General features: G+C 35.8%; 27 protein-coding genes and 2 pseudogenes. 14 read left to right on the top strand and 15 right to left on the bottom strand.

The features are described from left to right. Positions 1–2 precede the first annotated feature (2 nt). On the bottom strand, positions 3–1,010 hold the full coding sequence (locus tag RQ359_RS01020; protein ID WP_054837983.1) for a glycosyltransferase family 2 protein: 1,008 nt from the start codon (positions 1,008–1,010) through the stop codon (positions 3–5). A gap of 158 nt (positions 1,011–1,168) precedes the next feature. Continuing rightward, entirely contained in the window at positions 1,169–2,104 is a 936-nt protein-coding gene (locus RQ359_RS01015; protein ID WP_156016282.1) for a glycosyltransferase family 2 protein, read from the bottom strand. 185 nt (positions 2,105–2,289) lie between these two features. On the opposite strand from RQ359_RS01015, the gene RQ359_RS01010 reads away from it, so the two are divergent. After that, positions 2,290–3,897, top strand: a complete 1,608-nt coding sequence (locus tag RQ359_RS01010; protein ID WP_054837980.1) for a hypothetical protein — start codon at positions 2,290–2,292, stop codon at positions 3,895–3,897. A gap of 458 nt (positions 3,898–4,355) precedes the next feature. Then, positions 4,356–5,399: a glycosyltransferase family 4 protein gene (locus RQ359_RS01005; RefSeq protein WP_156016283.1), complete on the top strand. Its 1,044-nt coding sequence runs from the start codon at positions 4,356–4,358 to the stop codon at positions 5,397–5,399. A gap of 44 nt (positions 5,400–5,443) precedes the next feature. Here RQ359_RS01005 and RQ359_RS01000 read toward each other — a convergent pair whose 3' ends face one another. Together RQ359_RS01000 and RQ359_RS00995 are read right to left on the bottom strand one after the other, a co-directional pair. Then, positions 5,444–6,769 carry a transposase gene (locus RQ359_RS01000; protein WP_338116950.1) on the bottom strand — a complete coding sequence of 442 codons (1,326 nt, stop codon included), beginning with the start codon at positions 6,767–6,769 and terminating at the stop codon, positions 5,444–5,446. After that, positions 6,741–7,358 (bottom strand): IS607 family transposase, encoded by a 618-nt coding sequence (locus RQ359_RS00995; protein WP_338116951.1) that lies wholly within the window; start codon positions 7,356–7,358, stop codon positions 6,741–6,743. Before RQ359_RS00995 ends, RQ359_RS01000 begins: the two co-directional genes overlap by 29 nt. Positions 7,359–7,673: 315 nt before the next feature. On the opposite strand from RQ359_RS00995, the gene RQ359_RS00990 reads away from it, so the two are divergent. From RQ359_RS00990 to RQ359_RS00935, 12 genes are read left to right on the top strand one after another with little or no spacing between them, the layout of a single operon-like run. After that, positions 7,674–7,922, top strand: a complete 249-nt coding sequence (locus RQ359_RS00990) for a hypothetical protein (protein ID WP_054837979.1) — start codon at positions 7,674–7,676, stop codon at positions 7,920–7,922. Next, positions 7,912–9,345: a hypothetical protein gene (locus RQ359_RS00985; RefSeq protein ID WP_256201810.1), complete on the top strand. Its 1,434-nt coding sequence runs from the start codon at positions 7,912–7,914 to the stop codon at positions 9,343–9,345. The genes RQ359_RS00990 and RQ359_RS00985 overlap by 11 nt, the downstream gene beginning before the upstream one ends. 33 nt (positions 9,346–9,378) lie before the next feature. Continuing rightward, complete coding sequence (locus tag RQ359_RS00980; protein ID WP_054837978.1) at positions 9,379–9,789, top strand: hypothetical protein; 411 nt, start codon at positions 9,379–9,381, stop codon at positions 9,787–9,789. Next, positions 9,786–10,253 carry a DUF1616 domain-containing protein gene (locus RQ359_RS00975; RefSeq protein WP_054837977.1) on the top strand — a complete coding sequence of 156 codons (468 nt, stop codon included), beginning with the start codon at positions 9,786–9,788 and terminating at the stop codon, positions 10,251–10,253. The genes RQ359_RS00980 and RQ359_RS00975 overlap by 4 nt, the downstream gene beginning before the upstream one ends. Continuing rightward, entirely contained in the window at positions 10,220–10,798 is a 579-nt protein-coding gene (locus tag RQ359_RS00970; protein ID WP_054837976.1) for a DUF1616 domain-containing protein, read from the top strand. The genes RQ359_RS00975 and RQ359_RS00970 overlap by 34 nt, the downstream gene beginning before the upstream one ends. Continuing rightward, the gene (locus RQ359_RS00965; RefSeq protein WP_156016284.1) at positions 10,788–11,432 is read left to right on the top strand and encodes a hypothetical protein; all 645 of its coding nucleotides are present in this window, start codon (positions 10,788–10,790) and stop codon (positions 11,430–11,432) included. Before RQ359_RS00970 ends, RQ359_RS00965 begins: the two co-directional genes overlap by 11 nt. Continuing rightward, positions 11,429–11,671, top strand: coding sequence for a hypothetical protein (locus tag RQ359_RS00960; protein ID WP_054837974.1), 243 nt, complete (start codon positions 11,429–11,431; stop codon positions 11,669–11,671). The genes RQ359_RS00965 and RQ359_RS00960 overlap by 4 nt, the downstream gene beginning before the upstream one ends. 2 nt (positions 11,672–11,673) lie before the next feature. Continuing rightward, positions 11,674–13,326: a hypothetical protein gene (locus RQ359_RS00955; protein ID WP_156016285.1), complete on the top strand. Its 1,653-nt coding sequence runs from the start codon at positions 11,674–11,676 to the stop codon at positions 13,324–13,326. Continuing rightward, entirely contained in the window at positions 13,323–14,135 is an 813-nt protein-coding gene (locus RQ359_RS00950) for a hypothetical protein (RefSeq protein ID WP_156016286.1), read from the top strand. The genes RQ359_RS00955 and RQ359_RS00950 overlap by 4 nt, the downstream gene beginning before the upstream one ends. Next, the gene (locus RQ359_RS00945) at positions 14,113–15,045 is read left to right on the top strand and encodes an AAA family ATPase (protein WP_457921227.1); all 933 of its coding nucleotides are present in this window, start codon (positions 14,113–14,115) and stop codon (positions 15,043–15,045) included. The genes RQ359_RS00950 and RQ359_RS00945 overlap by 23 nt, the downstream gene beginning before the upstream one ends. Further along, positions 15,042–15,395, top strand: a complete 354-nt coding sequence (locus RQ359_RS00940) for a hypothetical protein (RefSeq protein ID WP_457921226.1) — start codon at positions 15,042–15,044, stop codon at positions 15,393–15,395. The genes RQ359_RS00945 and RQ359_RS00940 overlap by 4 nt, the downstream gene beginning before the upstream one ends. Before the next feature lie 47 nt (positions 15,396–15,442). Beyond that, on the top strand, positions 15,443–16,168 hold the full coding sequence (locus RQ359_RS00935; RefSeq protein WP_457921225.1) for a DUF58 domain-containing protein: 726 nt from the start codon (positions 15,443–15,445) through the stop codon (positions 16,166–16,168). Between the two features lie 458 nt (positions 16,169–16,626). On the opposite strand, the pseudogene RQ359_RS00930 reads toward RQ359_RS00935, so the two are convergent. The 11 genes and pseudogenes from RQ359_RS00930 to RQ359_RS00880 form a co-directional block, all read right to left on the bottom strand. After that, positions 16,627–16,794 (bottom strand): annotated as a pseudogene (locus tag RQ359_RS00930) (dTDP-glucose 4,6-dehydratase); the annotation flags it as partial. Positions 16,795–16,868: 74 nt separating this feature from the next. After that, positions 16,869–17,406, bottom strand: a pseudogene (rfbC, locus tag RQ359_RS00925) (dTDP-4-dehydrorhamnose 3,5-epimerase). A gap of 224 nt (positions 17,407–17,630) precedes the next feature. After that, the gene (locus tag RQ359_RS00920) at positions 17,631–18,632 is read right to left on the bottom strand and encodes a glycosyltransferase family 4 protein (protein WP_338117020.1); all 1,002 of its coding nucleotides are present in this window, start codon (positions 18,630–18,632) and stop codon (positions 17,631–17,633) included. Positions 18,633–18,947: 315 nt separating this feature from the next. Beyond that, complete coding sequence (locus RQ359_RS00915) at positions 18,948–19,298, bottom strand: FkbM family methyltransferase (protein WP_256201801.1); 351 nt, start codon at positions 19,296–19,298, stop codon at positions 18,948–18,950. 87 nt (positions 19,299–19,385) lie between these two features. Next, the gene (locus tag RQ359_RS00910) at positions 19,386–19,508 is read right to left on the bottom strand and encodes a class I SAM-dependent methyltransferase (protein ID WP_240900000.1); all 123 of its coding nucleotides are present in this window, start codon (positions 19,506–19,508) and stop codon (positions 19,386–19,388) included. After that, on the bottom strand, positions 19,501–19,668 hold the full coding sequence (locus RQ359_RS00905; protein WP_240900002.1) for an SAM-dependent methyltransferase: 168 nt from the start codon (positions 19,666–19,668) through the stop codon (positions 19,501–19,503). The genes RQ359_RS00910 and RQ359_RS00905 overlap by 8 nt, the downstream gene beginning before the upstream one ends. Positions 19,669–19,832: 164 nt before the next feature. Next, positions 19,833–20,033, bottom strand: a complete 201-nt coding sequence (locus RQ359_RS00900; RefSeq protein ID WP_156016288.1) for a hypothetical protein — start codon at positions 20,031–20,033, stop codon at positions 19,833–19,835. A 62-nt stretch (positions 20,034–20,095) separates the two neighbouring features. Further along, positions 20,096–20,926: a hypothetical protein gene (locus RQ359_RS00895; protein WP_240900003.1), complete on the bottom strand. Its 831-nt coding sequence runs from the start codon at positions 20,924–20,926 to the stop codon at positions 20,096–20,098. Between the two features lie 685 nt (positions 20,927–21,611). Then, positions 21,612–23,021, bottom strand: coding sequence for an MATE family efflux transporter (locus RQ359_RS00890; protein WP_156016289.1), 1,410 nt, complete (start codon positions 23,019–23,021; stop codon positions 21,612–21,614). A gap of 159 nt (positions 23,022–23,180) precedes the next feature. After that, on the bottom strand, positions 23,181–23,498 hold the full coding sequence (locus RQ359_RS00885; RefSeq protein WP_457921266.1) for an FkbM family methyltransferase: 318 nt from the start codon (positions 23,496–23,498) through the stop codon (positions 23,181–23,183). Between the two features lie 46 nt (positions 23,499–23,544). Continuing rightward, the gene (locus RQ359_RS00880) at positions 23,545–24,057 is read right to left on the bottom strand and encodes an FkbM family methyltransferase (RefSeq protein WP_276608301.1); all 513 of its coding nucleotides are present in this window, start codon (positions 24,055–24,057) and stop codon (positions 23,545–23,547) included. Positions 24,058–24,200 lie beyond the last annotated feature (143 nt).

Genomic DNA, 24,200 nt, shown 5'->3' with positions numbered 1-24,200 from the left:
TATTACTGCTCATTTGATCCCATAACACTTAGATTATAATTATACCATTTCTTTATAACATATTCCTTAATTTTCCTAGGAGCATAAGGTAATAAGCCGTATAAGAACGATTTTAAACTTCGTTGATAGCTAAGGTATTTAATAAACTCTTTGAATGTGAGTTCATTTTTTGTATTAGGTAATCTACTATAAGTAACTTTCCAACCTAAATACATGGATTCAAACTGTAAAATTAATCTCCTCTTATACTCATTTGAAATTTTACATTCAATTGAGGAGAAAATATCTAGAAGTGTTAAATTATCAGTCATATATAGCTTACTTATTCTAGAAAGGTTATTAAGCCAATCCCTATATTCGCTCACTCTATCTACACTTGTATTAGTTTTGTGAATCCTCCTTAGAGTTAAGATCCTATCATCAAAAACGAAATCTTTACCGTAGCAATAAGCTAGATAAAACAATAAAGCATCTATTAAACTAAAAACCTTTCTAATTTTATCTAATACTTCATAAAAAATCTCTTTCTTAACAGTTATAGAAGAGCTATTCATAGGGGTAAGAAAATTTTTCATGTCAGTTATCTTTAATTTTAATAATGAGCTTTTATTGTTATAAGCGATTTTATTTATTAAATCTAAATTACTAAATTCAGTAAAATTAACGAAGCCATTGTGGTAGTATATTACGTTTTTGTCTTTGAATACTTGTTTTACTATTTCTAATTTTTGTGGTAACCATAAGTCATCATCATCAAGTAACGATATCACTTCACCTTTACTCTCCTCAACACCTTTAACAAGGTAAATACCAGCAGGTTCTTCCTTCGTTACTATATTCTTCACATTATGTTCTTCAAGGAACTTATCAATCCTCTCGTCCTCGAAGTTTTTCACAACAATTATTTCATACTTATCTCTTGGTAGTGTTTGGTTTAGAGCAGAGTTAACGGCCTCAAGTAAAAACTCCCTCCTATTATGAGCAGTAATAATAACTGAAATAAAAGGCACAAAAAGAGTAAGAAAAAAGAAGAATAAAATGTTAACGTTTTTATTTTCAAGGTATTATAGGAGTTTGATTTTACATTGATATTCTAATGTAAAATAATAATTATGTATAACTAATATTGTACTACTTAACTATACGGCTATAATTTATTTTTAGGCAATTAGCATTTTAATAACCTATAATTGCATTTTAGTGAGGGATTAAGTTGCTTAGTGAAAACCGAATAGTTACCGCAATCATATTCAATTAGTTTCAGGAAATTATTTAGTAAAATCTCTCTAACTTTATTATAATCAATTATATTCGATCGCCTTTCTACGATTAGCGGATAAATGAACTCGTTATCTATTCCGTATTTTTGAGGGTCATCAATATTATAAAAGAAGTTCCTTAGTGTAAAATTCCAATTATTTAGCTCTTTTGAGTTCCTATAAATTCCTTCTACTTTTGCTACTAAATAAGCTAACGGTTTAGCTAGCTCTTCTACTAAAGTCTGTTGTCTTTTTCTCATTAATTCTACAAAACTGTAACCTGTCCCTCTAATAGTATCAATTTTCCATCTTAGTTCCCTTTTTATAAACTCTCTCCATTTTCTCGCATATCTCTTTTCTCTGGCCCCATTATATACAAAATTTTTACCTATAATTATTGGGAGTCCGTATTGAATTTTCATTCTAGAAAAAAATTCCCGATCTTCACCTGAGTTCAGATCTTTCCAATTTCCTCTACTTAGTATTTCTTCTTTAACTCCAATGAACGTGTTTGCTTCATGAAGTATTAATGCATTCTTAATTCCAGATTTTACAATTTTTCTGAAAGCCGGAGTATAAGTTACGTCAAGATCTATATATGCAGTTACTGAATTGTCAGGACAATGTTTTAATGCAATACCTCTTCCTATACCTCTTGAAGACTTAAATCTGAGTATTGTTAAGTTAAACTCTTTTTCAATCTCCTTTAGTTTTTCATATGTACCGTCAGTTGAATAGGAATCAACAATTACAATACTAGAAATTTCAGGATCAAAGACGCTTTCTATTGTATTTTCTACTGTATTTACTGAATTATAAACAGTGCCGTAAATGCATATATTCATTAGCTTTCCTCTTATTTAATTTTGTCCTATTGTATTATAAAATTTACTGAATGGGACACTTTACAGAGTAGTTAGGGAATATATAACGCAGTAGTTGTGTCAATGGTGATAATCTTTCTTTCTGTTAACTATGTATAGATAAACTAAGGATAATAAATATAAAGTTTCAAGGGGGAAATAATTTAATGGCTGTAAAAATAGGAAGAAGCACATTACCCTCACTTATAGTCTCCTTATCAGTTTTAGTAGTTTTAACAATTTACACGCTTACACTCTTATCGTATTCTAGGCTAATGGGGTTCAAGGATTATTTTAGTCAAATGAGCTTAGACCCTTACGCTTTTCCCCTATTCTCAGTCCTCACAGCACTTTCCTTCACTTTAATTTATTTAACTAAAAGAGAGAACAAGAGCATAATCTTCTTAACTATCCCCTTAATAGCGTTTATTTTAGCTCGTTTTTACTTACCTTGGTTCTCATTTCCTCAATACGGCAGTGAGTTTTATGACGCAGGGGGATTTTTAGCAAGGACAGAATATGTAATCTATACTGGCCATACTACACCAATTTATCCCCTTGATCAAATAGTAAGGCAAGAGCCAGGCTTTGAATGGGCTAACGCTATGCTAATAGATATAATGAACGGTGTACCTAAATCGCCTACAGCTTTTATTCTCGCCTTCCTCGTAAAGTACTATAATGTAGTGGAAGTCCTAGTTTACACTCCGATAGTCCTATACGTCTTCCGAAAATTAGGTTTAGACATATATAAGAGCTTCATAGGGCTCATAATATTCTTCGGCTTTGAGTTCTCGCCAAACCTTCATTATGTTGATCAAACTTACGCTACGCCCCTTTACTGGTTACTGCTTTTATTAGTTTACTTAAGCGCTAAGGAAGGCGGGTTGAGGCACTCTGTGCCTATTGCAGTACTATCATCAGGGATAATATTATCTCAATTAGGTGTTGCATTCTTTTCCTTCTTCGGGCTTTTAGTAATTGCTCTTTACTATTTAAGGAAGAACAGAACGCCAATTTATTATACAGTGCTATTCGGAATAGGTTGGATAAGTTACCTTAATTACCTAGCTATGGTTTACGGTGGTTACGTAGTTTTAGGTTATGATGTAGCAACGTTTTACATAAAGCCTTCTAGTGCAATTAATGTAGTATCGCAAGACTTATACAGACCTTTGCCTATATGGGCTGAAATAGTGTTTTATCAGGCAATATACATGGCTATAATAACTTTGACTCCTGCACTGCTCTTTTTCTTACTATCGCGGAAAAGCGAGAAAAAGGAGGAATACTTAATGTTAGCAGCGTTGATACTCATTACTTCTTTAATAATCGGTCCGGTAGCAGCAAAGTTGGGCGGCGCAGGTTATATTACGAGAATTCCGCAACAGTTAATGCCATTTATGGCAATAGCTTTTGCTGAAATAGCTTTCTCCAGAAAGCTTAAGCCTTTATTCGCTACCATGGTTATTATCCTAGTGTTAATTGGTTCGCTTTATTACTATGAGGGTAGGAATTTTGAAGCCACGCTTAATAATGATTACTTTGAATTCCTTTATACTTACGCAGCGTCTAAACCTCCTTCGTTCCTCCTAACGGCTTATTGCCCCTTAACTGTTAACGCTACGCTTACTGGCTATTCAATTTCAGGTTTGATACAATCTTATTATTATGAGTACGGTAACTTCTCGATAATTCAGGAAATAGTTTATAATACGAGTTTGAGGGACGGAATAATTTACATGGCTCCAGGTTTTGTTATTGGAATTAGCTGAGGTTAAAGAGGAGAACTTTTAACTAGCTACTAGTCTTCTTACAGAAAAGGGGCTAAAGCCTTGCAGGTGGGAATGGATATTCACCTTATAAAAAGTTCAAATATCTCTTTGTCAAACACCTCTTAGTTGTGCTATACCTTTCTTCAGCTTAATGGAAATATAGGAGGAGTAATTAGTATCTTTCTCCCTTAAGGGACTAGAGCTTGGCGATTCCTCTCTGGGGCTCTACCTCGACTGCCCACCAGATGAGTCCCGATGGTGGAACTATGAATTCCTTGGAAAGGAACTCTCGCCTTCCAGGGCGCGGAGACGTCAGTACTAGTATTGCATATTTTTATGTGGAATTTTCAGAATGCCTAAAAATGTGAGTGTAATAAATTAGTAATTATGTGGTTAACTATGATAATGTTGCATTCTTAGTATTAAAGATTAAATTCATCTCCTCGCTTTTATAATTGATGAAAATAGCATTAGTCCATCATAGTGTTTGCGGTTACGGAGGTATGGAGATTGTTTCTCAAAGGCTTTACTATTACTTGACTAAAAGGGGACACGAAGTAACACTCTTCTCTACCTCAGCTTGTCAAGGTATGAACGTTAGGCAAGTTAAAGTCCTTAAATTCAACCCGGAAATTCAAATACCTCTAGATAAGGTAAATGGAGATTACGAAGTAGTTCACGCGCTTTCCTCATTGAGCTATTTTAATATTTCAGTATCCTCAATGCTTAAAGGTAAAAAAGTAGTGAGTTTTCTATCCGTAAAGACTTTGCGCACTCATCCAAACTTATTTTACAGACTGGTTGGTTCTATTTACGAGGACTATATGATAAAAAAGGGGTTAAAGTTAGCTAACGCAGTAACAGTGAAAAACTTGGGCGATAAAATAATTCTAGAGAAGTTTAATGCAAATCCTTTCCTAATTCCTGATGGGTTAGACGACGTATATTTTAAGCCTTTAAATGAGGATTTTAGGCAAGAGGTGTTAAAACGTTTTAACTTAGAAGAGGGTGAGTTTGCACTTTACGTGGGTAGGATTCATAAGTTGAAGGGCGTCGAGGTCTTTATTAAAGCTCTGCAATTGTCTAATTTTAAGGGCGTAATAGTTGGTGGTGGAGATAAAGTTGAAGGTATGAACGTTGTTTATGCCGGTTCTCTTGACGATCTGAGTAAGATTGCTTTAATAGACTCGTCATGCTGTGTAGTTATTCCGAGCCTTTCGGATTACGTTGAGGCTTTCTCTATAGTAGCTTCTGAAGCTTGGGCCAGGAGGAAACCGGTCATAGCTTCTTCCGTAGGTGCTTTGAAGTATAGGGTTAAAGAGGGGGTTAACGGTTTTCTGTTTAAGCCCGGTGATTATAAGGCTTTAGCTAACATTTTGCCAAAGGCTAAGGATTTTAAGGTTAAGGAAATACCGGAGGACGTTTTGCCTTGGGAAATGGTTGTAAGTATGTATGAGGATGTATATAAGAAGACATTAGAAGATAGCAATTTTGAAAAGTAGCTAATAGGAAGAAAGACGCTAACTACATCTTGTCAGATAGGTGTTTACCCGGGGCGTAACTCTTCTTTACTTTTAATTACTTTTAATTCCGCCACGGGCACCCCTCTCAAGGGATCATACACAGTCATCCTTAAATCATTGGGGCTAGTCGAGGGAAAAACCACTACCCTCCCATCCACCTTTTTCATAATGTTAAGTGGAGCAATAGAATCCCTTTCTAAAAGAACTTGTCCACTTTCCAAGTACCTAGCATTCACTTTAAATACTCTAATACCCCCACCCTCGTGAGCAGTGCCCGTCATCAGGAAGGGGTTAAAAACCTTGACAACCTTCTCAACTTCCTGCTTACCCTTCCTTAACTTCTTACCGTCGAAGGGATTGGTAGACGAGGTATATGACTCAGAAACCTCTTCAACATCTATAGGTTGAGTCTTCAACATTTCCACAAATTTAACAACACTCCATTGATGAATCCTATGCCTAAGCCTACCATTTTTATCACCCTCCATTTTCTCCTTAGCTTTAGAGGAAAACTTACCAACAATAACCTTAGCCTTTAAATCCCTAGCCAGTTCGGTTATCCTCTTAGCAGTCTTCCTCAACACGTCAATTTTCCTCTCCCTTTCCCTCAATTTCCTCAACTTCTTCTTTATTAATTCATCCTTAGTTGAGTGTCCTTTAGTAATCTCTTCTCTTCTAATAGAGTAGTTAACCACAATCCTACCTAAACCGGTCTCATAACGTCTCAACTCCTTGAGTTTAAAATCTTCAAAAACTGCTAAAGTGAAGTTATTCTCATTAACGTCAATAGAGATATAATTACCGTCTTTCGTTTCAACCTCAACCTCCTTCTCAAAAGTCAACCAAACTAGGACTTTCCTACCCACTAATCTCAGCTTAAGCTCTTGTGAAACTCTCCAACTCTCATATACGTAGCGGGTAAATTGCTTAGTTGACTTAAGGGATATCTCAATCCAACCCTTGTGGGTTAAAACGTTAACTGAAACTCTGTTAAACCTCCAGTTAACCATGTTTGGTATAGTGATTACCACCTTCTTATACTCTGGTTTATCCTTCCTCGTTAATCCTCTCTTCCTCCTCTCCCTAAAACTCTTAACAATCCTACCAGCAATAATGTAAGCACCTTCAATAACTCTTGAAGGTAGGAAGGGGTACTTCTCCTTATAATGATTGTAAAACCTCTCGTGTAACTTCTTCCTAGTGGTTGGTAAGCCCTCTGATAGGATTACCCCAATCATTTCATTAACAATTAATCTTTGATATTCCTCAACCTCCCTAAGAACATGATATTTCCACTCGTTCAAGAAGTCACTCTCTAACCTAACTGTCCTTTTCAACGTCTTCAACACATTTTACCACCTTCTCATATTTATGAGACCTATGTCCATAGATTCTTGAGGCGAACGATTTAACGATTTCTACGAAGTCCTCAAGCAACTCTTGCATGTAATCCTTTGGCTCTTCCTGAAATGCTACGACGACGTTCACTCTGTAAGCTTTGAATAACTCTACAAGGTACTCAAATCCGAAACGTGTTAGCCTGTCCTTATAAGCTACTACTACTACGTCAATTTGCCTCCTCTTGGCTAATTCTATTAACTTCTTTAACCCTCTCCTATCCTCCTTCAATCCAGAACCTATATCCTTAATTTCTATTACACTCACTTCACCGAAAGTTTTCCTAACCCATTCCTTTAATGCGTTTAACTGCCTCTCTAGGTCGTCCTTTTGTGTATTCGATGAAACTCTAGTGTATATAGCTATCTGTCTTGCCCTCTCACCTCCACTTAATAGCCTCTCAATCTCACTGTAAGGTATTCTCCACCTACCGTTAACTTCAACAGCCTTTATCTTCCCTTCCCTTATCCACTTAATAACACCACTCCTACTCATTCCGAATATTTCGGCAACTTCACTAGGTGTTAGATACTTCTCCACAGTAATTAAAAGTAACTAGAAGTATTTAAAAGTTACATAAAGGTGTTACAGTCTTTTATTCTCTATTTAAGAAGCAAGTTTTAGGTTCTTACGTCTTTACTACAATGAGTATCCACCTAGTATATATGAATGAAATATTTTTAATTCTCAGATTATTTTTTTGAGAATAATTTGTCTCCTAATAGAGATTCATAGAAGCTGATCATGCCCTTGGCATAGAGTCTACGTCCCTTGGCAATTCTATGAGTAAAGAGGAGGTAAAATAGAGTAGTCATTGCATCTAATATTTATAATCCCCTTGTATAATATTCTCCTATGAAGACTTTAGGAATAATCCTTATTGCTCTTTCCCTTCTAGTGATTGCTCTTTACGCTTACGGTCTTTTCTTCTCCCCTTACAGTGAAATCTTCTTAAAAATAGCAGTTTTCGCAATAATAACCGTAGTTTTCGGCATATTTGGTTGGATAGGTTATTCAATGGTTAAAGCTCCTAAACCGAAGGACTTAAAGGATTTAGAGAAAGAAATTGAGGAAGTCGTAAAGGGGAAGAAAGGTGAAGGGTAAGTGGGCTACGTTTATCCCTACTTTTATAGTCCTAATGCTGAGGCTTTATCCATACTTATATTCCCGTGAACCTTTCACTACAATAAGCTGGGATAACTTATACTTATCTAACATGTTATTAAGCGGTAAGGTTTCACTTTCAAGCTTACTTATAATTCACCCAACTTTAGGTAGTGAGTTCTTTTCAGCAATATTTTCAAAAGTCACGTCCATTTATCCAATATCCTTTGAGCCGTTAATAATACCTGCCGTAGGGTCTATTTCGGTTTTAATAATATACTTAATGGTTAGGGATTTCGGGGTCAAAGTTGCATTCCTTTCTTCAACTTTTTTAGCCTTATTTTTCGGTGAGGCTTTGATAGATGCTTCAGTTAAGAACGGAGTTTACGGTGAACCGCTCTTCTTGTTAGCTATATGGCTAATGATGAGAAGAAAGAGCGGGTTAAAGGAGTACTTCTTGTTGTTTCTCATCTCCTTATCCCTTATTCCAGTATATTTCTATTTTACGGGTTTCTTATTTCTTATAGCACTGTTTTTTACGCTCTATGACAGGGACTGGAAGAAATTTATAAGTGTCTCTTTACCTCTATTAATACTCTTCCCTCACCTTTCAACAATAATTAGGCCTATTTACCTACTAGCCTTAGGTGTGTATATAGCCTTTTACTTTTTAACAATATTCTTACTACAGTTTCACGTTAAAGGCTATGTGATATCCGGCTTGATGGCGGTTCTTGTTATACTCTCCTTATTCGTTAAGTTACCCTATGCCACGGTTTTCCCTCTTTACTTCTTACCTTTTGCAGTACCTTACATAGTAGGATTTTATTACATTAATGAGAAGAAGTTAACTTACGTTAACTTATTCCTTTCATCCCTTCTAGTGGTCTTGCTCTTTTCAGTTTTAATTAAGACTTCTTTGAGTTTTTACATTGCATACAGAGTAATGGACTATATATCAATTCCCTTAGCAATGCTTTTCGGTTTAGGTGGGGTAAGAACAAAATTAATCCCTTTCATTTTATTAATTCTGGCTACCTCTAACTTTTTTGCAATTTTCGCAACAGTTAACCTGCAGTTGCCTTACACTGGAGGAACAACGGAGGTTTATACACAACCTGAGTTCTTTGCAGGAAGTTTTATTTCATGTAATAACGTCTTAGCTGAGGTTTCTACGTGCGTTAAGTTCCAGTTCTTATTCCAATATTTCGGTCAATCTGTTGATCGTTATTCAGCATACTATTACTTGTTAGGAAAAGCTCCTCCACCAACTCTCTTTTTGCTTACTCCTTCTCTTAGTCAAGGATATGTTCTAAATTATAACGAGAATTTGCCTAACCCAGTACCGACGAATTACGAAGAGAAGTTGAATAACGTTAGTCTTATATTTAACGATGGGGCAGTGCAGTTATACATGGGATAAAATATATAAATAAGGAATGAAATAAGACTCGCTGTGAGATTTATAATCCTTGCACTACTCTTAATCTCCGCGGCTTTCTCTACGGTATCTTTTGCTGCGTCTAATTCTCACTTAATTACTCAAATTCAAGAGCTTTACTTGCAACTAGAGAAGATAAGTGAATCGGGAGTTAATGTAAACCCTCAAATTCAAGAGCTTAATGAAGCCTTACAATTGTTGCAGAATTGCTCAAATCCGAAAGAGGCTGAAAATTTAATTCAACAAGTTAATTCCTCAATACCGCAACTCAAGAGTGAGGCAAGCACACTTTGCCTTGAACACCAAATCGTTAAGTATTCTACAATTACGGCTTTAATAGTCTTAGGTTTTCTAACTTATTATTTCGGTCCTAGGTTTTTGTGGAAGGCATGGATAAAGATGAGGAGTAGGTGGGTGGTTAAATGATAGAGGACGAAGTGCTGGGAGTTATAATGGCTATAATTGTGGTTGCTGCCGTAGTTGCTGTGACGTTAGCCTTCTTTAACCCAGGTGATAATTATACTGCAATAGGTCTCCTGGGAATTAATGGTAAAATAGGGAATTACCCCAGCCATCTAGTAGTTAACCAGTCTGTAACCCTTTATCTCTTCATTTATAATCATGAAGGTAAGGCTATGTATTACATAATTTACGAAAAGTTGGGTAACTATACTACTGTTCTTAACTCAACTTACCCTGGCTATAATTTGCCAGTGTTAAACGTTTATCAAGTTATAGTAGGGAGTGACGAGAACGCTACTTTGCCGGTAGTTATTAAAATCCCTTACCCGGTCATTGACGGTAAGGTGTTTTTCATATTGTATTATTATAACGGTTCGGAGGTGTATTCTGGGAAATGGTTACAGCTAATCTTGAACGTGACAGAATAAGGAGTGCTGTAATAAAATACAAGGGTTTGACCTTAGACGAGATCGTCGAAAAGGTAAGTAAGGAATTGAACGTTAAGGACTACGATGTTGCTAAAGTAATTTATAAAATGCTCGAGGACGGTGAAATAAGGCTTGTGGATCCTAATGAGGGTTTTCTAAACTTTTTACTTTATCATGCTATATGGTTCTTCTTAGTCTTAGTAATAATCTTCGGGACTATAATTTCCGTTTTTCTTAACTTCTTACCTTTACGTTACTTTTTCGGAATAATCTTCGTAATGTATTTGCCTGGCGCAACTTTAACTGAACTCGTTTACCCAAAGAAGGAGGATTTATCGCAATTGGGTAGGTTAGCAATGGGGATAGGACTTTCCTTAGCATTAGATCCAATTGTGGGTTTATTCCTTAATTACGGCCCTGGAATCTTCGTTAACACTTCTTTAATTTCTCTTACTTTACTGACCTTAGCTTTTTCCCTAGGAGCATTGTTTAGAAAGTATTCTAACTATAGATTGTTAAAGGAGGTGGAAAAGGTTGAGAAGTGAATTAGGAATATCTTTAGGCATTTTCGGCACATTACTTTCTCTATCTTCCTTTTTCATTTTAAGAGACGATACTCTCACTGCCCTAGGAATAGGGATTATAATAATAGGTTTGACTTTAATCTCGATCAGAGATGAGGGAGACATCTCCGGGATTATTGAAGGCGGTTTAGCTAATTTGGAACTTTTACTTGAGGACTTAGATGTTTCCCAAAAAGGATATTATTTCCCTAACGGTAATAAGGTAAATTTTTATGTTGCTCTGAACGGTAAATTATCATTTCCAGAACCTCAGGGGATTATAACAACTCAAGATGGTTCATCGGTTTTAATCCTCCACCCCCCTATTTACGTTATCAAGGACTTAAACAAGAGTTTAGACTCGCTAATAAGTGAGTACGTGGTTGAGAAGGGTTTGGCTGAAGGTGTTAAGGTTGTTAAGAATGGTAGCGTTTACGCCTTAGAGGTAAAGGGTAGTAAGGTTTACACCCCTGGAAGAGTTAAATTAGTAATGGGAAGCTGCGTATCGAGTATTGTCGCATCAATTATAGCCTTAAAGGAAGGAAAACCATGCGTTATTAAGGAAGAGAAGGGTGACGATAAGAGATTCACTGCATTGATCGAGGTGTTAACTTGAGTAAGCTATTCCCATTGTATTTGACAATAGCTTTTACTTTATCAACAGTAGTAATTTCCTTATATAATCAACCTATAGACGCTTATTTTATGACTTATGTCTTCATATTCCTAGTGCTTTACGCGGTTTATAGACCTACATTTGAATCTAATTATCTTCTATATGGTTTAATAATTGGAGCAATATTAATAATCATGTTGATCACAATCTCTTATATACCTGCTCACAATCTCTTATAACCATGAGAAAAGAGGCTTTACTTAGTTTATCAATGCTTTTAATTATTCTATCGTTAGCCGTGATTACTGTTTACCAACAGCCTGCTGCAGTTAAGGAAATTCACTTACCTAATATCGTTGTAAGGCAAATTAACCAAATAGTCTCAACTTACTACCAATGCGTGATAAATAATATATCAGTAGGGAACTTCACTTTGGCTTTACAGATGGTATCTGAGGCACCAAGCCAATATTCGCAGCTTAATTCCAATTTATCCGCCCTGATATTCTACCTTCAATCTCTCCTAAATTCTACTTCTCTTAGCTTAAAGGAATACTATTTGTTAAAGACTAATGAAAGTTTAAACCAATTGAAAAATTTATTAAAATTTTACTCACTTAATGTAACGCTCACCCCAATTTATTCCCTTTTAAACAAGATATACGCAGGAATATTACAACAAGAAAGCGAACTTATAAAGACTGAGATCGAAATAAATGTAATTAACTCTACAGTTCCTGGAGGTAATATTACTATTACGGGGAAGTTGCTCACTTATAACGGAACACCGCTACCTTTTTACACAGTTTATATAACTCTTTTAAACAAACAATACTCCGTAATAACAAGTAGTATAGGTAGTTTCGAGTTAAACTTAACTTTACCTCAAATTTACGTTAGGGAGATAGAGGTTACTGCTTATTTTTTACCAACAAATGTCTATGCAGGTTCCTTAACTACAGCAAAAGTGTTTCTAAACTATTATCAACCGGAAATCCAAGCAAGCCTTAATCAAACACGAGGATTTGAGGGAGAGAAGTTAACTCTTAATTTTGAGTTAAAGACAATTAGCACAGATAATACTGTAGTAATTTCAATTTTTAACTCCAGTTACACGATAACAGACGTTGAGCCGAACGTAACATATTCTACTATAGTTACTTTGCCTAACATCCCAGGTCTACAGAATATTATAGTTACTTCCTTACCGCAAGGCAATATTGCACCAGCGTCTGTTAAACTCACGGTTAACGTAACTTACTTTTCGGCAAATATAACCTTTGAAAGTCCTGGCTTTGTTATAGCTGGATTACCTACTAACATACATGGATGCACTACGTCCAAGTTTAACGGCGAGGTATTAGTTATGATCGGAAATAATAAGTATTATACTCATGTTATTGACGGTCAATTTTCAGTAAGTGTTGTAATTCCTCCTACTCTCAATTTGGGTAATACTCCAATATCAGTTTCAGCCCTACCCCCCTATTCTGGTACTACTGTAAAGAACGTCTTCGTAATTAATGTCTTAGATTTAGTTCCTTTGGGAGTTGTAGGGTATCTAGCTTATTATGCCTTGAGTAGTAGGACTGTTGAGGTTAAGAGGGAAGAGAAGAAAAAGGAAGGAGTAGGTGAGAGGAAGAAGTTTATCTTTACGGATCCAATAGCCTTAGCCTATTATCAAGCCTTAACAGCTATTGAGAAAATTACTAATGAGGAGATGAGGGACTATTATACAGTGAGGGGGTACTTAAACCTAGTAAGAGGTAAGATAGATGAGAATAAGTATAACGCATTTTCGAGGCTAACCTTCTTATTCGAGTTAAGGGTATACGGTAATTATGCATTAGACTTAGCTGAAGTTAACGAGTTACTGAAGGTGATAATGTCATGAAATTGATTTTAATTTCCTCCTTGCTTTCAATTCTAGTAGTTTTGACATTAATTTACGTTACTCCATCTACAACTCCTTTTTCCGTATTCTCTAATTCACCTCTAGGTTTATCTAGTACCGAGAAGTACTTCACTCCATCAAATAACGTCGTTATTATAGTTCAGCCTCAGCAAAACGTTACCCAACTCGTTAAAAAGATTCTTATAAATAACGGCACAGTAATATTAGTAGGCGATAATTCTGTAATTAATAATACACTAAAGGAGTTCGGTGCTTATATAGGCAGTTGTATTATAAGAGACAATCTTTTCAATGCAGGTAATGATTCCGAAATTGAGGTGTTTTATAAGGGTAATTTAGCAGTGTTTTTTGACTCCCATCCTATATATAATGTTACTCCATTAGTGGAGACTAGTCCTTATTCCTATACTATTACTCAAAAAGGGCCATTTACTGTAGTTGGGATGATAAAGGTTCATAATATGGGGAGGATAGTCGTTATTTCTTCTCCTTACGTTTTGACTAATTATTATATTAAAGAGAATCTGAATTTCCTTTACGCTATTATAGGTAAATCAGCTTACATTTATCCTAATGTTTTCTCACCGTTGGATTATGTAAAGGCTTTGTTGAATCAACTCTCCGACTATTCATACGTCGTTTTGCTTTTGTCCCTTGCTATATTTAGGTTAAAATTTAAAAGGAAAAATGAGCAGTCAAAAACTATGCTCAAAAGAATCCTTTCCCTTCATCCTGATTGGGATGAGAACGTGCTGAGGAGGACTTATGATGATAGAGGTGAAGAATGATTATATTAAGAGAATTCTTGAAGGTCTAGACTCCCTTATAATAGGACAAGAGGAACTGAAAACAGTTTTAATCTTATCGCTCTTAACAGAGGGTAATGTACTTATAGAAGGTTCAGTAGGTGTAGGTAAGACAGTTACAGCTAAAGTTTTCTCCATGCTAATAGGTGGAGAGTTCAAGAGAATTCAGATGACTTCAGACCTTTTACCCGCAGATATATTGGGTACCCCGTTCTATAATATTAAGGATGGGAGCTGGAGCATTAAGAAAGGTCCAATATTTGCTAACGTAGTTTTCATAGACGAATTAAATAGAGCACCTGCTAGGACTCAGTCAGCGTTATTACAAGCCATGCAAGAAAAGGAGGTTACTATAGAGAATACTATCTTTAAATTACCTTCGCCTTTCATGGTAATTGCAACTCAAGTACCATATGCCGAGGGAACTTATACTTTACCTTACGTTGAAATAGATAGATTTTCATACGGTATCGAAGTCGATTTACCTAGTAAAGAGGATGAGATCAGGATTTTAGATGTTTCCTACCTCACTGACAATCCAGACGTTAAACCTGTCATTACACCAGAAAAGGCTTTAGAATTAACTAAGGTCATTAAGGGGATAAAAGTAAGTGATGAGGTTAAAGACTACATAGTCACCTTAGTAAGGAGTTTAAGAGAAGATAAGGACTTGATGTACAAACTCTCTGTTAGGGCTTCAATATCGCTATATAGAGGGAGTAAGGCTATTGCCTTTTTAGAAGGTAGGAATTTTGTAATACCGGACGATGTAAAATTTGTATTTCCTTATGTAGTATATCACAGGATAGTTCTTAAGCCAGAATCAGCTATTGAAAAGGACAAAAAAGAGAAAATTAAGGCTGTTTTAGAGAGCGTTAAGGTGCCAAAATGATAACTGACAAGGGTTTCAAATTCCTCATTATCCTAATAATTTCTTCTTTCCTTTCCGTGCTAACTCCCATAATAACTTTAGTAGCTATTACTTTAATCTCCATTTTGCTCCTCGATTATTTAACGCTTGTAAGGAAGAAGGTTTTAAATTTGAAGTTTAAGGCTGAAGTTATTGCTGGAGAAAAGTTAAGTTTTGATTTACCTCCATTAGGAGAATTCGTTAATCAAAAATTTGTAAAATTTGAGAATAAGGGGAGTAAGGTTGAGGCTATTATTGACACTAGGTTTTTTGGGAAGTACGTTCCGAAGCCTAAGGTGGTGCTTAAGTCATTCTTAGGCTCTTTTCAGTAGTTAAAGATAGTGGTATTGAAATAGATTTGACTATTTACCCCAGGTTTTTGAGGGAGGTCATATTAGCCCTTGGCGAACTTTACGGCATCGGAGGATTGGGTTATTATAAACTTTCGCCGAGGGGGTTAGAATATGTGGAAAGCAGAGAATATATAGAAGGAGATCTACTAAATAGGATTGACTTTAACGCAACAGCTAAGACTGGGACTTTACACATTAAATACTTCCTCGACGAGGGTAGCCTGGGAGAAGCTATAATATTTGACATAAGATCTCCAGGGAGGTATACTGCGGACTATTTAGCGAGCAAGTTCTTATCAGCTATATTAAATTCCGATAGATCTATAGTACTAATCACTGACGGAGTTAAGACTTACCGCTATGAGGGTAATAGAGATTATATACTTAAAATAGCACTTTACTGGGTTTTTAGAATAGCCTTAGATAAAGGTGAGGAAATATATGAGATAGTACCTCCTAAAATTATGAGCGAGCTGGAGAAGGTGCTTAAAGTAAATAGGGGTAATGGGACTACTGAAAGCCCATATAAGCTTTCTTATGAGATGAGAGAAGTTATTGTTATTGCTCATCCGTTATATGATACTGTAAAACTCCTTAGGTTTTTAGCAGATGCCAAAAGTAGGGAAATTAAGGTGAAAGTTATTTACCCAGAATCGCCTTGGCTTGACTCTGAGGATTTAGAGAGGGCTTATATTGAATATCAGTCCTTCCGTAAGGTTACCAAAGTAATTGAAGATTTAGTAGAGGGATAATAGAGTTTAGAGTACTAATGATTAAGGAATTTTCTTATTACTTGCTTAATACTTATTAACTTTAAAATAATTTATAACATCTAGCTAAACGTTTATCGACTCTACTATATAACCCTTATTAATTAGTAACTTGAGGAGAATCTTGTAAAGTGTTAAAGGAATTTAAGGCTCTATTTCCTCTTACTTGCTCAGCTTTCTCATCATTAGTTTGTACGTAGTATAATTCAACGCCTTTATGAAGTCCAATTTCTTATCTCTACAGTGCCAAAGTATCTTTTTGTTTTACACGTTAAATTTCATTAAAATACATAGTGTTATATAATTTTCACTAATATGATTAACACAGACATGTAGATACTTTTTGTGATCTAATATTGTGAAGATCTTAGGATTTAAAAAGATCTTATAAAAGGCGTTAATCTACTATATTATATTATTAGTCTTTTATAAAAAGTAATTCACTTCCACGGCTCATCTTCCTTAAAGAACTTATCGTCAATCAATGGCCTCCTCCACCACTCATTCTCCAAGTACCACTCATAGGTCTTCCTCAAACCCTCCTTAAGAGGAGTCGTTTCGTAAGAAAGTGAAGTATTCATACAATACCTCCTATCGTGACCTGGCCTAATTGGCCAGAAGCACCGATTAGCAATATCCGCATATTATAAAATGATAGAGAATAAAAATAAAGATTTTGGCTTTAATGACTTTCGTCAAAGACCTCGGCCTTTTCTAAAGGCGGACATTTTTGAGTCCTTCTCGCTTATGTTAATGTCCTTTATTGGCCAGTCTATTATGAAATAATTTACGCACCTCTCATGAGGGGGAGAGTACTCATTGTGGGTTATGAAATACATTATAGTTGAGCTCTCTAATGCTTGAAACCCGTGGGCAAAGCCTGGAGGAATCCATAGCATGTAATGGTTATCTTCACTAAGTTCAGCGCTAACGTATTTCCCGAAACTAGAGCCCTTCCTTATATCTACTGCGACGTCAAGGATTTTCCCCTTGATTACAGTAACTATTTTACCTTGCTCTTTTGGCGGTAATTGATAGTGAAGACCTCGCACTACTCCGTACCTAGAGAATGAGACATTTACCTGCAAAGGTGTAGGAATTCCCATTTTCTTAAAATCTGATTCCTTAAATATCTCCTTGAAATAACCCCTATTGTCGGGAAATACTTTAGGCTTTATTAGTAGTACGCCCAGTCCTAGTTCCTCAAATTCGAACGGCATTAAAATGATGAAGAGTAAGAAAATAAAAACTTTTTATGCATGTAAAGACTTTTCTTCATAAATCATTTATTAAGTTTATTTCTAATCGTATCACTAAAATATATATTAAATCTAATAATCAAATTCTGATCTTATTTTCTACTGCTATGTAATAACTAACAAATTAATATTCAATTTAGAGACTATTATAATTAAACTATAGTAAGAGATAATTTTCTGCTCAATCACTGTAAATTCGATATTAAATTTAAAATTTTGTCTACAGCTACCTTTGGGTCATGTTTCTCCTTGACTATTTTCCTATTCCTCTGAAAGTCGAGGTTTACACGACCTTCTAAAACATCAATTATTCTCTTTGCAAACTCCTCTTCGCTCTCTGCGTTTAAGTACACTATATCGTCTATCCCTTCTACTGCCTTCTTTGTGGCAATTATAGGTTTACCACTCATCATATATTCTAACATCTTTAACTTTACACCTCCACCTCTCTTTACCGGTGCGACGCAGATGTCGGCAGACATGACGTAAGGTATTGTGGACTCTGCGTATCCCGTAGCATAGACTGGAGGACTTACTGGTGGAGGTGAAGGACCTGCAAGATAAAAGTTTGCTTTATCTCCTAAAATCTTAGCTACCCTAATAAGAAACTCGGCAGCTTCTCTATTGGGAGGATAGCCCATGCCACCTACAAATACAACTGCAGGCCTCTTAAGGTCTATAGGAGTATAATTAGAGAAAGCATCTACGTCTATTACGTTAGGAAACACTATAGCTTTCTTGCTGTTCAGGAGGACTCTATCATTTTCTGAAGGGACTAAAACTTTGTCGCAGAAATTTTTACCTAAGTACTCGAATATCCTGACTAAGGTCTTCCCCATCATTGTCAGTCCTACGTCTTGTTTAGACTCTATCGAATGTAGATGGAGAATACAAGGTGTAGAAGAGACTTTTGAGGAAATTATTGAGGGTAACGATATCCAGGCAGTCTCGGCTACTATTGCGTCGTAATCCCCCTTTACAATTTTTCTTATGAAAGAAGGGGAAAGCGATCTTAGCCAGAGTAATCTTTTGCCTCTCTCTTCAGCTCTTCTTTTTGAGTAGGCGATTATTTCAGCCTTTATACCTCTCCTCTCCAATTCCCTTTTGAGTAAGTAAACTTGTTCGTGTATTCCTCCTCTCTGAGGATAAATAGTCTCCATCATTACGAAAGCTATCTTCACACCTATTGTTTCATAACTTCAGTTTAAAATGTTTGGTAATAGAGAAGTAATGAAAATGCAGTATAAAAAATTTAGGAACTTTTAATAGTTGTTAAAAGTAAACCTATAATTTTATTAGTATTATGGTGCTACTTTAATAATAATTTCTTCTCTTTTTTAGATTGCAAAGTGAATATGCTGAAGATCCTTACTTCTAGAAATTTAAAATAAAAAGATTAGTCTATTCTTGAATATATTTATTGGCAGTAAATATAATGAAACTCAAAAAGACTATTATATAAGTATAAATATTATATAATATGTTAAGACGTTTCCCGTAACTCATTTCCTACCGTAAAGTATCTTATACTCCTCCCTACTCAAAGCCGGCACGTCGTACTTCCTCTTGAAGTAGTTCAAGACCACTTTAGTCCTCGCCTCAGCTTTTATAAACGAGATGGGGTGGAGGAAGGAGTTCTTGAGCGAGTTTTTGACTAGGTCATCCCCAGTCATGAATCTGATCACAAAACCTTTGTTCCTTAACAACTGCGGTATAGCCTCTATGTTCTCCCTACCGTGGAGTTCAATAGCTATTTGCTTAACGTGGTCTAACCACTCCCCGTTTTTCATTATCTTTCCCTCAGCGCCTTCAATGTCCATCTTCACAACCGAGAACTTACCTAAAGAGTCCACAGTAACGCCCTCAACCTCAACCCCGTTTTCCCCGATCTTAGAGCCAGTCCCCTCATCGACAATTTTTAGTCTAACGCCGTCAACGTCTTATAAAGCCTTGTTCACTAACACTACGTTCTTTAAGTTGTTTATCTCCACATTCTCCTTTAACAGTTTGAAAGCCCAAGGTAAAGGTTCCACAGCTACTACTTCCTTAGCTTTCCTACGCAATCTTTACAGTGAAGTCCCCTATAAATGCGCCCGCATCAAGTACTGTGTCAGTGTCCTTAACCTTTAAAAAGTCCCATTCACCAGCTATGAAAGTAGCGTAATAGACGTATTCGCAACCCTCTGGAATTTTCAGCTTAGTTTTGCCGTAAGTGAAAATCATGAAGACTTCTCTCCTTTTAAATACTTGTTCTTCATCATTTAATATTTTCGAAAAGTTCTTAGTAAATCCTTAAGGCTATAAACTTTCTGAAAGCACTAGTGCCTGCTTCGGCAATTCATGTACAGCAGGGAGATCTCTCTCCCTATTTTGCAATGTAACTCTTTTCATCCTCTTTTCTTTCTCTCTATCACTAACGAAACCGCAACTAAAACGACCGAAATTCCTAGCACTGCGTATTGTGTGATCGGGTATTCTACGTGTATGTCTGCCTTATTATATGCGGAAATCGTTATAACGCGGTACTCGTGTTGTAAAGGAAAGCTAATATTGACTACCATTGAAGGAGAGGATACAACCAACGTCACCGAACCTCCGCCGAGGCAATTAGTACAACCCTGGCGTATTCCTTGCCGTTAACGTAGACTGCCTAAGGCTGATGAGGAGAAAGGATTGTTACGTAAAATCCGCAGATAGTTATTGTAGATGGGTCTATCCTAACTCCTAAGTAAGTGAAATTCCAGGGTATAGGAGTTTGGTATTTTACTATGTATTTTTCACCGTTAAGGATTACGTACTTTACGCATATAGAACCGTTAAACTCTTCCAAAATTGCCGTATAATTAAATTCAGTAGAGTTCATCCAACCGTCCCTTTGAGGAGCTACACTGGGAAGAGAACAAGAAAGAGTAAACCAACCCTTAGAAGGAGTGTGAACAAAAAGTCCGCCGTCGAAAGCAATCAAAACTGCGGTAAAGTCTCCCTGCGACAGATCCGACACGTGAGGGTTAAAATCCCCTCCATAAACTACTATGCCCGGACTCCAACACGGTCGAGTATAATCCTTACCTTCAAAAGTAATTGCCACCTCTCGTGAGGAGTTGTTTATTTTAAATACTGCAAATGATCCCGCAAATCCCTCAAGTATCAGAGGTTCTTCGTTTACCTCTCTTACTCCAGAAGTTATGAAAGGGAAATCAGTGCTATTTACCTCATGTTGTGCTAATGAGAAAGTTATGGAAATTTTACTACCTAATATTGCCTCCTCAGGATATTGCACGGAAATTGAGGCAGTAAAGGAGTTGCTAAAGATAGTAGAACAACGACTGCCAGCGTAAATAACAGTAGTAATCTCATCTGACTTCCTCCCCGCCCTGGAAGGGCGAGGGTTCCCCTCCAGAGGGTTCATAGTTCCCACCATCGATTCGGGATTACATCTCTCATTTGGTGGGCAGTCGAGTGGCTCAGAGAACCCTCCCATTTGGACAGAGTGGGTAGGGGACTTTCATTGCTGAGCTCTAGTCCCTTGAAGGAAAAGGAAGATGATGGTTGCTCCTCTCACAGTCCCATTAAGCCCCCAATCGAGCTGGGGAGGAGCATCGTTAGCGTCACTAAAAGACTTTTTGAAAAAAGAAATATTTAAACCTTTTATAAGGGGGCTATCCATCCCCGCCTTAAAAGGCGAGGCTTTCCGCCCCCTTAACCCCCTTCTCTGTAATTATATCAATTAATAAAGTTTATCGTTATTTTGCAACATTTAGCTTACAAATCTTAGTGGTGAAAACAACATTGTCCACGATCTTATGCCTACAAGCAACGTTAAGTTCTTACAATGATGATTTAGCACTTAAGCCTAGGAGAGAAAGACAACGTTTAGACTTTCTACGAAAATCCTTGCAGTACTACGTGTGTTAAAAATAATTTTATATAGTGGAAGAGACATTAAATAAATATTGCAAGCCTAAAATATTATCATCTAAAATAAGATTTATTGTATAAAAGAATGAAGATATTTAAGTAAGAGAAATTTTCGTAAACTACTAAAAGTTATAGCTTTTACCAAATCTTCAAGTAAGTGATGCAAAATTCCTCTCCTATTGGAGATAAAAATGTTGTTACACTAAAATCTCTCATTATTAACTGGAAGAATTCAAATAATCTATTTACTAAGTGATCGCCTTCACTAATGAGATAAAGAACTTCAGTTTAGAAGGCAAAAAAGAGTCTATCAATTTCATGTCTTCAGCAGTAATTATCCTAAATGTCTTAAAAAGGAGTATAACAGAGAGAAGTAAAAGAAAGTTAAGATAAGGAGGGTCTAAAAAAACCTCATAAAGAGCTATTAAAGGCATAGCTGTCAGTAGCACACTCTCCCTTCTACCCAAGACGAAAGTATTCTCCCTTAAAGCGTAAACCAACACAAAGGAGGATGAGATTGTAGAAACTATCACTTGAGAAATTGCTCCCCCCATTATTCCTATTCTAGGAATTAGGAGGAAAGAAGTTAACAAAACCAGACCACCGTTAAGAAGTGAAAGGATTAGGAAAGGCCTCAACGATTTCTTAGCCGCTATTATGAAATTCGTTAAAGAGCCTATGGGGAAAGGTAAAGTCGTAGCTAAAAGAAGGAGGATCAGAACTTTAACGCCGGCAATGTAGGCCGGGAAGAATTTCTCAACGACCAAAACGGCTGTAGGTATTGAGATAATTACGGCTAGAAATGTAATTAAAGACAATACACGAAAAGAGATTGAGGACATCTTCTTCTCGTCACTTCCCAAAGCCTTATAAAATGATGCTGTAGGTAATAAAACTCCTCCTAAGGCCCCTAAAACCATTGAAGGTACTCCAGCTACTAAGGCGGAAAACTGGTATAAACCCAGGTAGTAAGAACCCAGCAAGTAGGCAGTAGTTACTCTGTCACCTTGGGAAGAGAGGAAAGTTGCTGCGGAAGATAAGTAAAGAGGTAATCCTTCCTTGAAGTGTTTAAAGAGAAAAGCGAAGTCAAAAGATGGCAAAATTAAACCAACTTTCCTACTGAGAAAGGCGTAGTTCATAGAGACAGAGAGGATTCCTCCTAAAGTCCATATTCCAATGAAGAGGTAAATGTTATGAGAGAGGACAGCAATTATCGATATTCCCCATCTTATAATCAGGAAAAAGTTTCCAGTTATTGCAGACTCAGTGAACATGTCCATTCCTATCATTAATGCTATCATAACGTTATTAAGTAAGTAAAGGAAGAGATAAGGAATCGCTAACTTAACGTAATTTGGTAAAAGAAGAAGAAGAAGAAAAACTGGCAAAACAAGAAAAGGAAAAGAAAGAAACTTCTCTACTAATTTTTTATTTATTTCTTTCCTTGCGTAAAGGTAAGATATTTCCCTTGTTATTATTTGACTTGGAATAATGTAAAAGAATGCAGATGTCACTACTTCAAGAAGCTGGATTATTGCAACTTTCCCAAAGAAGGCAGGGTTAGTGATCTTAGCTGTAATAATAAAGAAGATTAATGCGACCATGACATTAGTGGTAGTGACACTAAGTGTCTTCAGTGCGTTCTTTATAGGATTCATTCAGGTCAGATCTTTAAAAGGAAAATATTAAAGCTTTTCTTAACTAGCTTTAATGGGCTATTACTAACATTATGAGGTTAAATGAAATTCGAATTATACTTGATAATTTATATATCTACGATCCTTTGTTTATATCAAATATTTTATAATATAAGAAAATTAATTAAGCTTTATGCAATAAAATAGCTTAGTATTATCATCTATTTTCATTCTTTCTTCACATTTATATCTTTGTTCTTCTAGCCTTTTTATCAATTTCTTATGAGGTATTTTTGTTATTCCTTGATGGGATTCAACGAATATTTTATTAAAGTCTAACTCTGATGAAAAGATTACATCTGCCTCACATCCTTCACAATCCATTTTTAGAAGATAAGGATTTCTGGTCATACTCATAATTTTATTTAAGGAGAATCTTGGAACTTCAACGTCTCCTTGATTTTTAATATAAAATACTCCAGACTCTTCAGTATTAATATTTGATGGGACTTTAACCCTGCCTTCCTTAGAGCCTACTGCTGCATTAATTTAAAGTAATTTTATCGTCTAAGCTATTAAGTTTTATATTCTCTAATGCAACTTTATAAACTGAAGGTAAAGGCTCGAAAGCATAAACGTGAGATGCCCCTTTTAAAGCAAAATATATTGCAGAGTCGCCTATATTAGCTCCTATATCTACTACTTCACCTTCTATTTCTGTATTATATTGCTCTAGTATGAAAGTTTCAAAAATAGCATATTCTATCTTATTGAATTTTACGCTATATTTAGGAAAGTACAAATAATCGTTATTTCTAATAAATCCTCCAATTGATAATAACCATGTAGTGTTATTATCTTCTATTATTAAATTACCATCATAGTATAATCTATTATTGTCGCCAAAATGAAATTTCATTGGCTCAACGAAGTTAAATTCTGATATTATTGTTATTAAAGTTAATATACAATTTATGTTACACATTCCTTTGCTACCATTTTTTAGAACGACACCTATATTTTTATCTCCTTTTCTTATTTTATAGATTATATCCAACCAATTAGAAAATATAGTCCTATATGCATTAATCTTATGCCATTTATAATAAATACTACGCAAAAGTACTTTAGATTTATTCATCATTAATATATACTGTCAGACTGTAATTTAAATATAATTTTATAATAGTCTTATGAGTG

The organism is Sulfuracidifex metallicus DSM 6482 = JCM 9184 (assembly GCA_032834875.1).
Classification (GTDB): Archaea; Thermoproteota; Thermoprotei_A; order Sulfolobales; family Sulfolobaceae; genus Sulfuracidifex; species Sulfuracidifex metallicus.
Note: the sequence above shows the minus strand (reverse complement) of the source record. Positions and strands in the feature narration are given on the sequence as shown.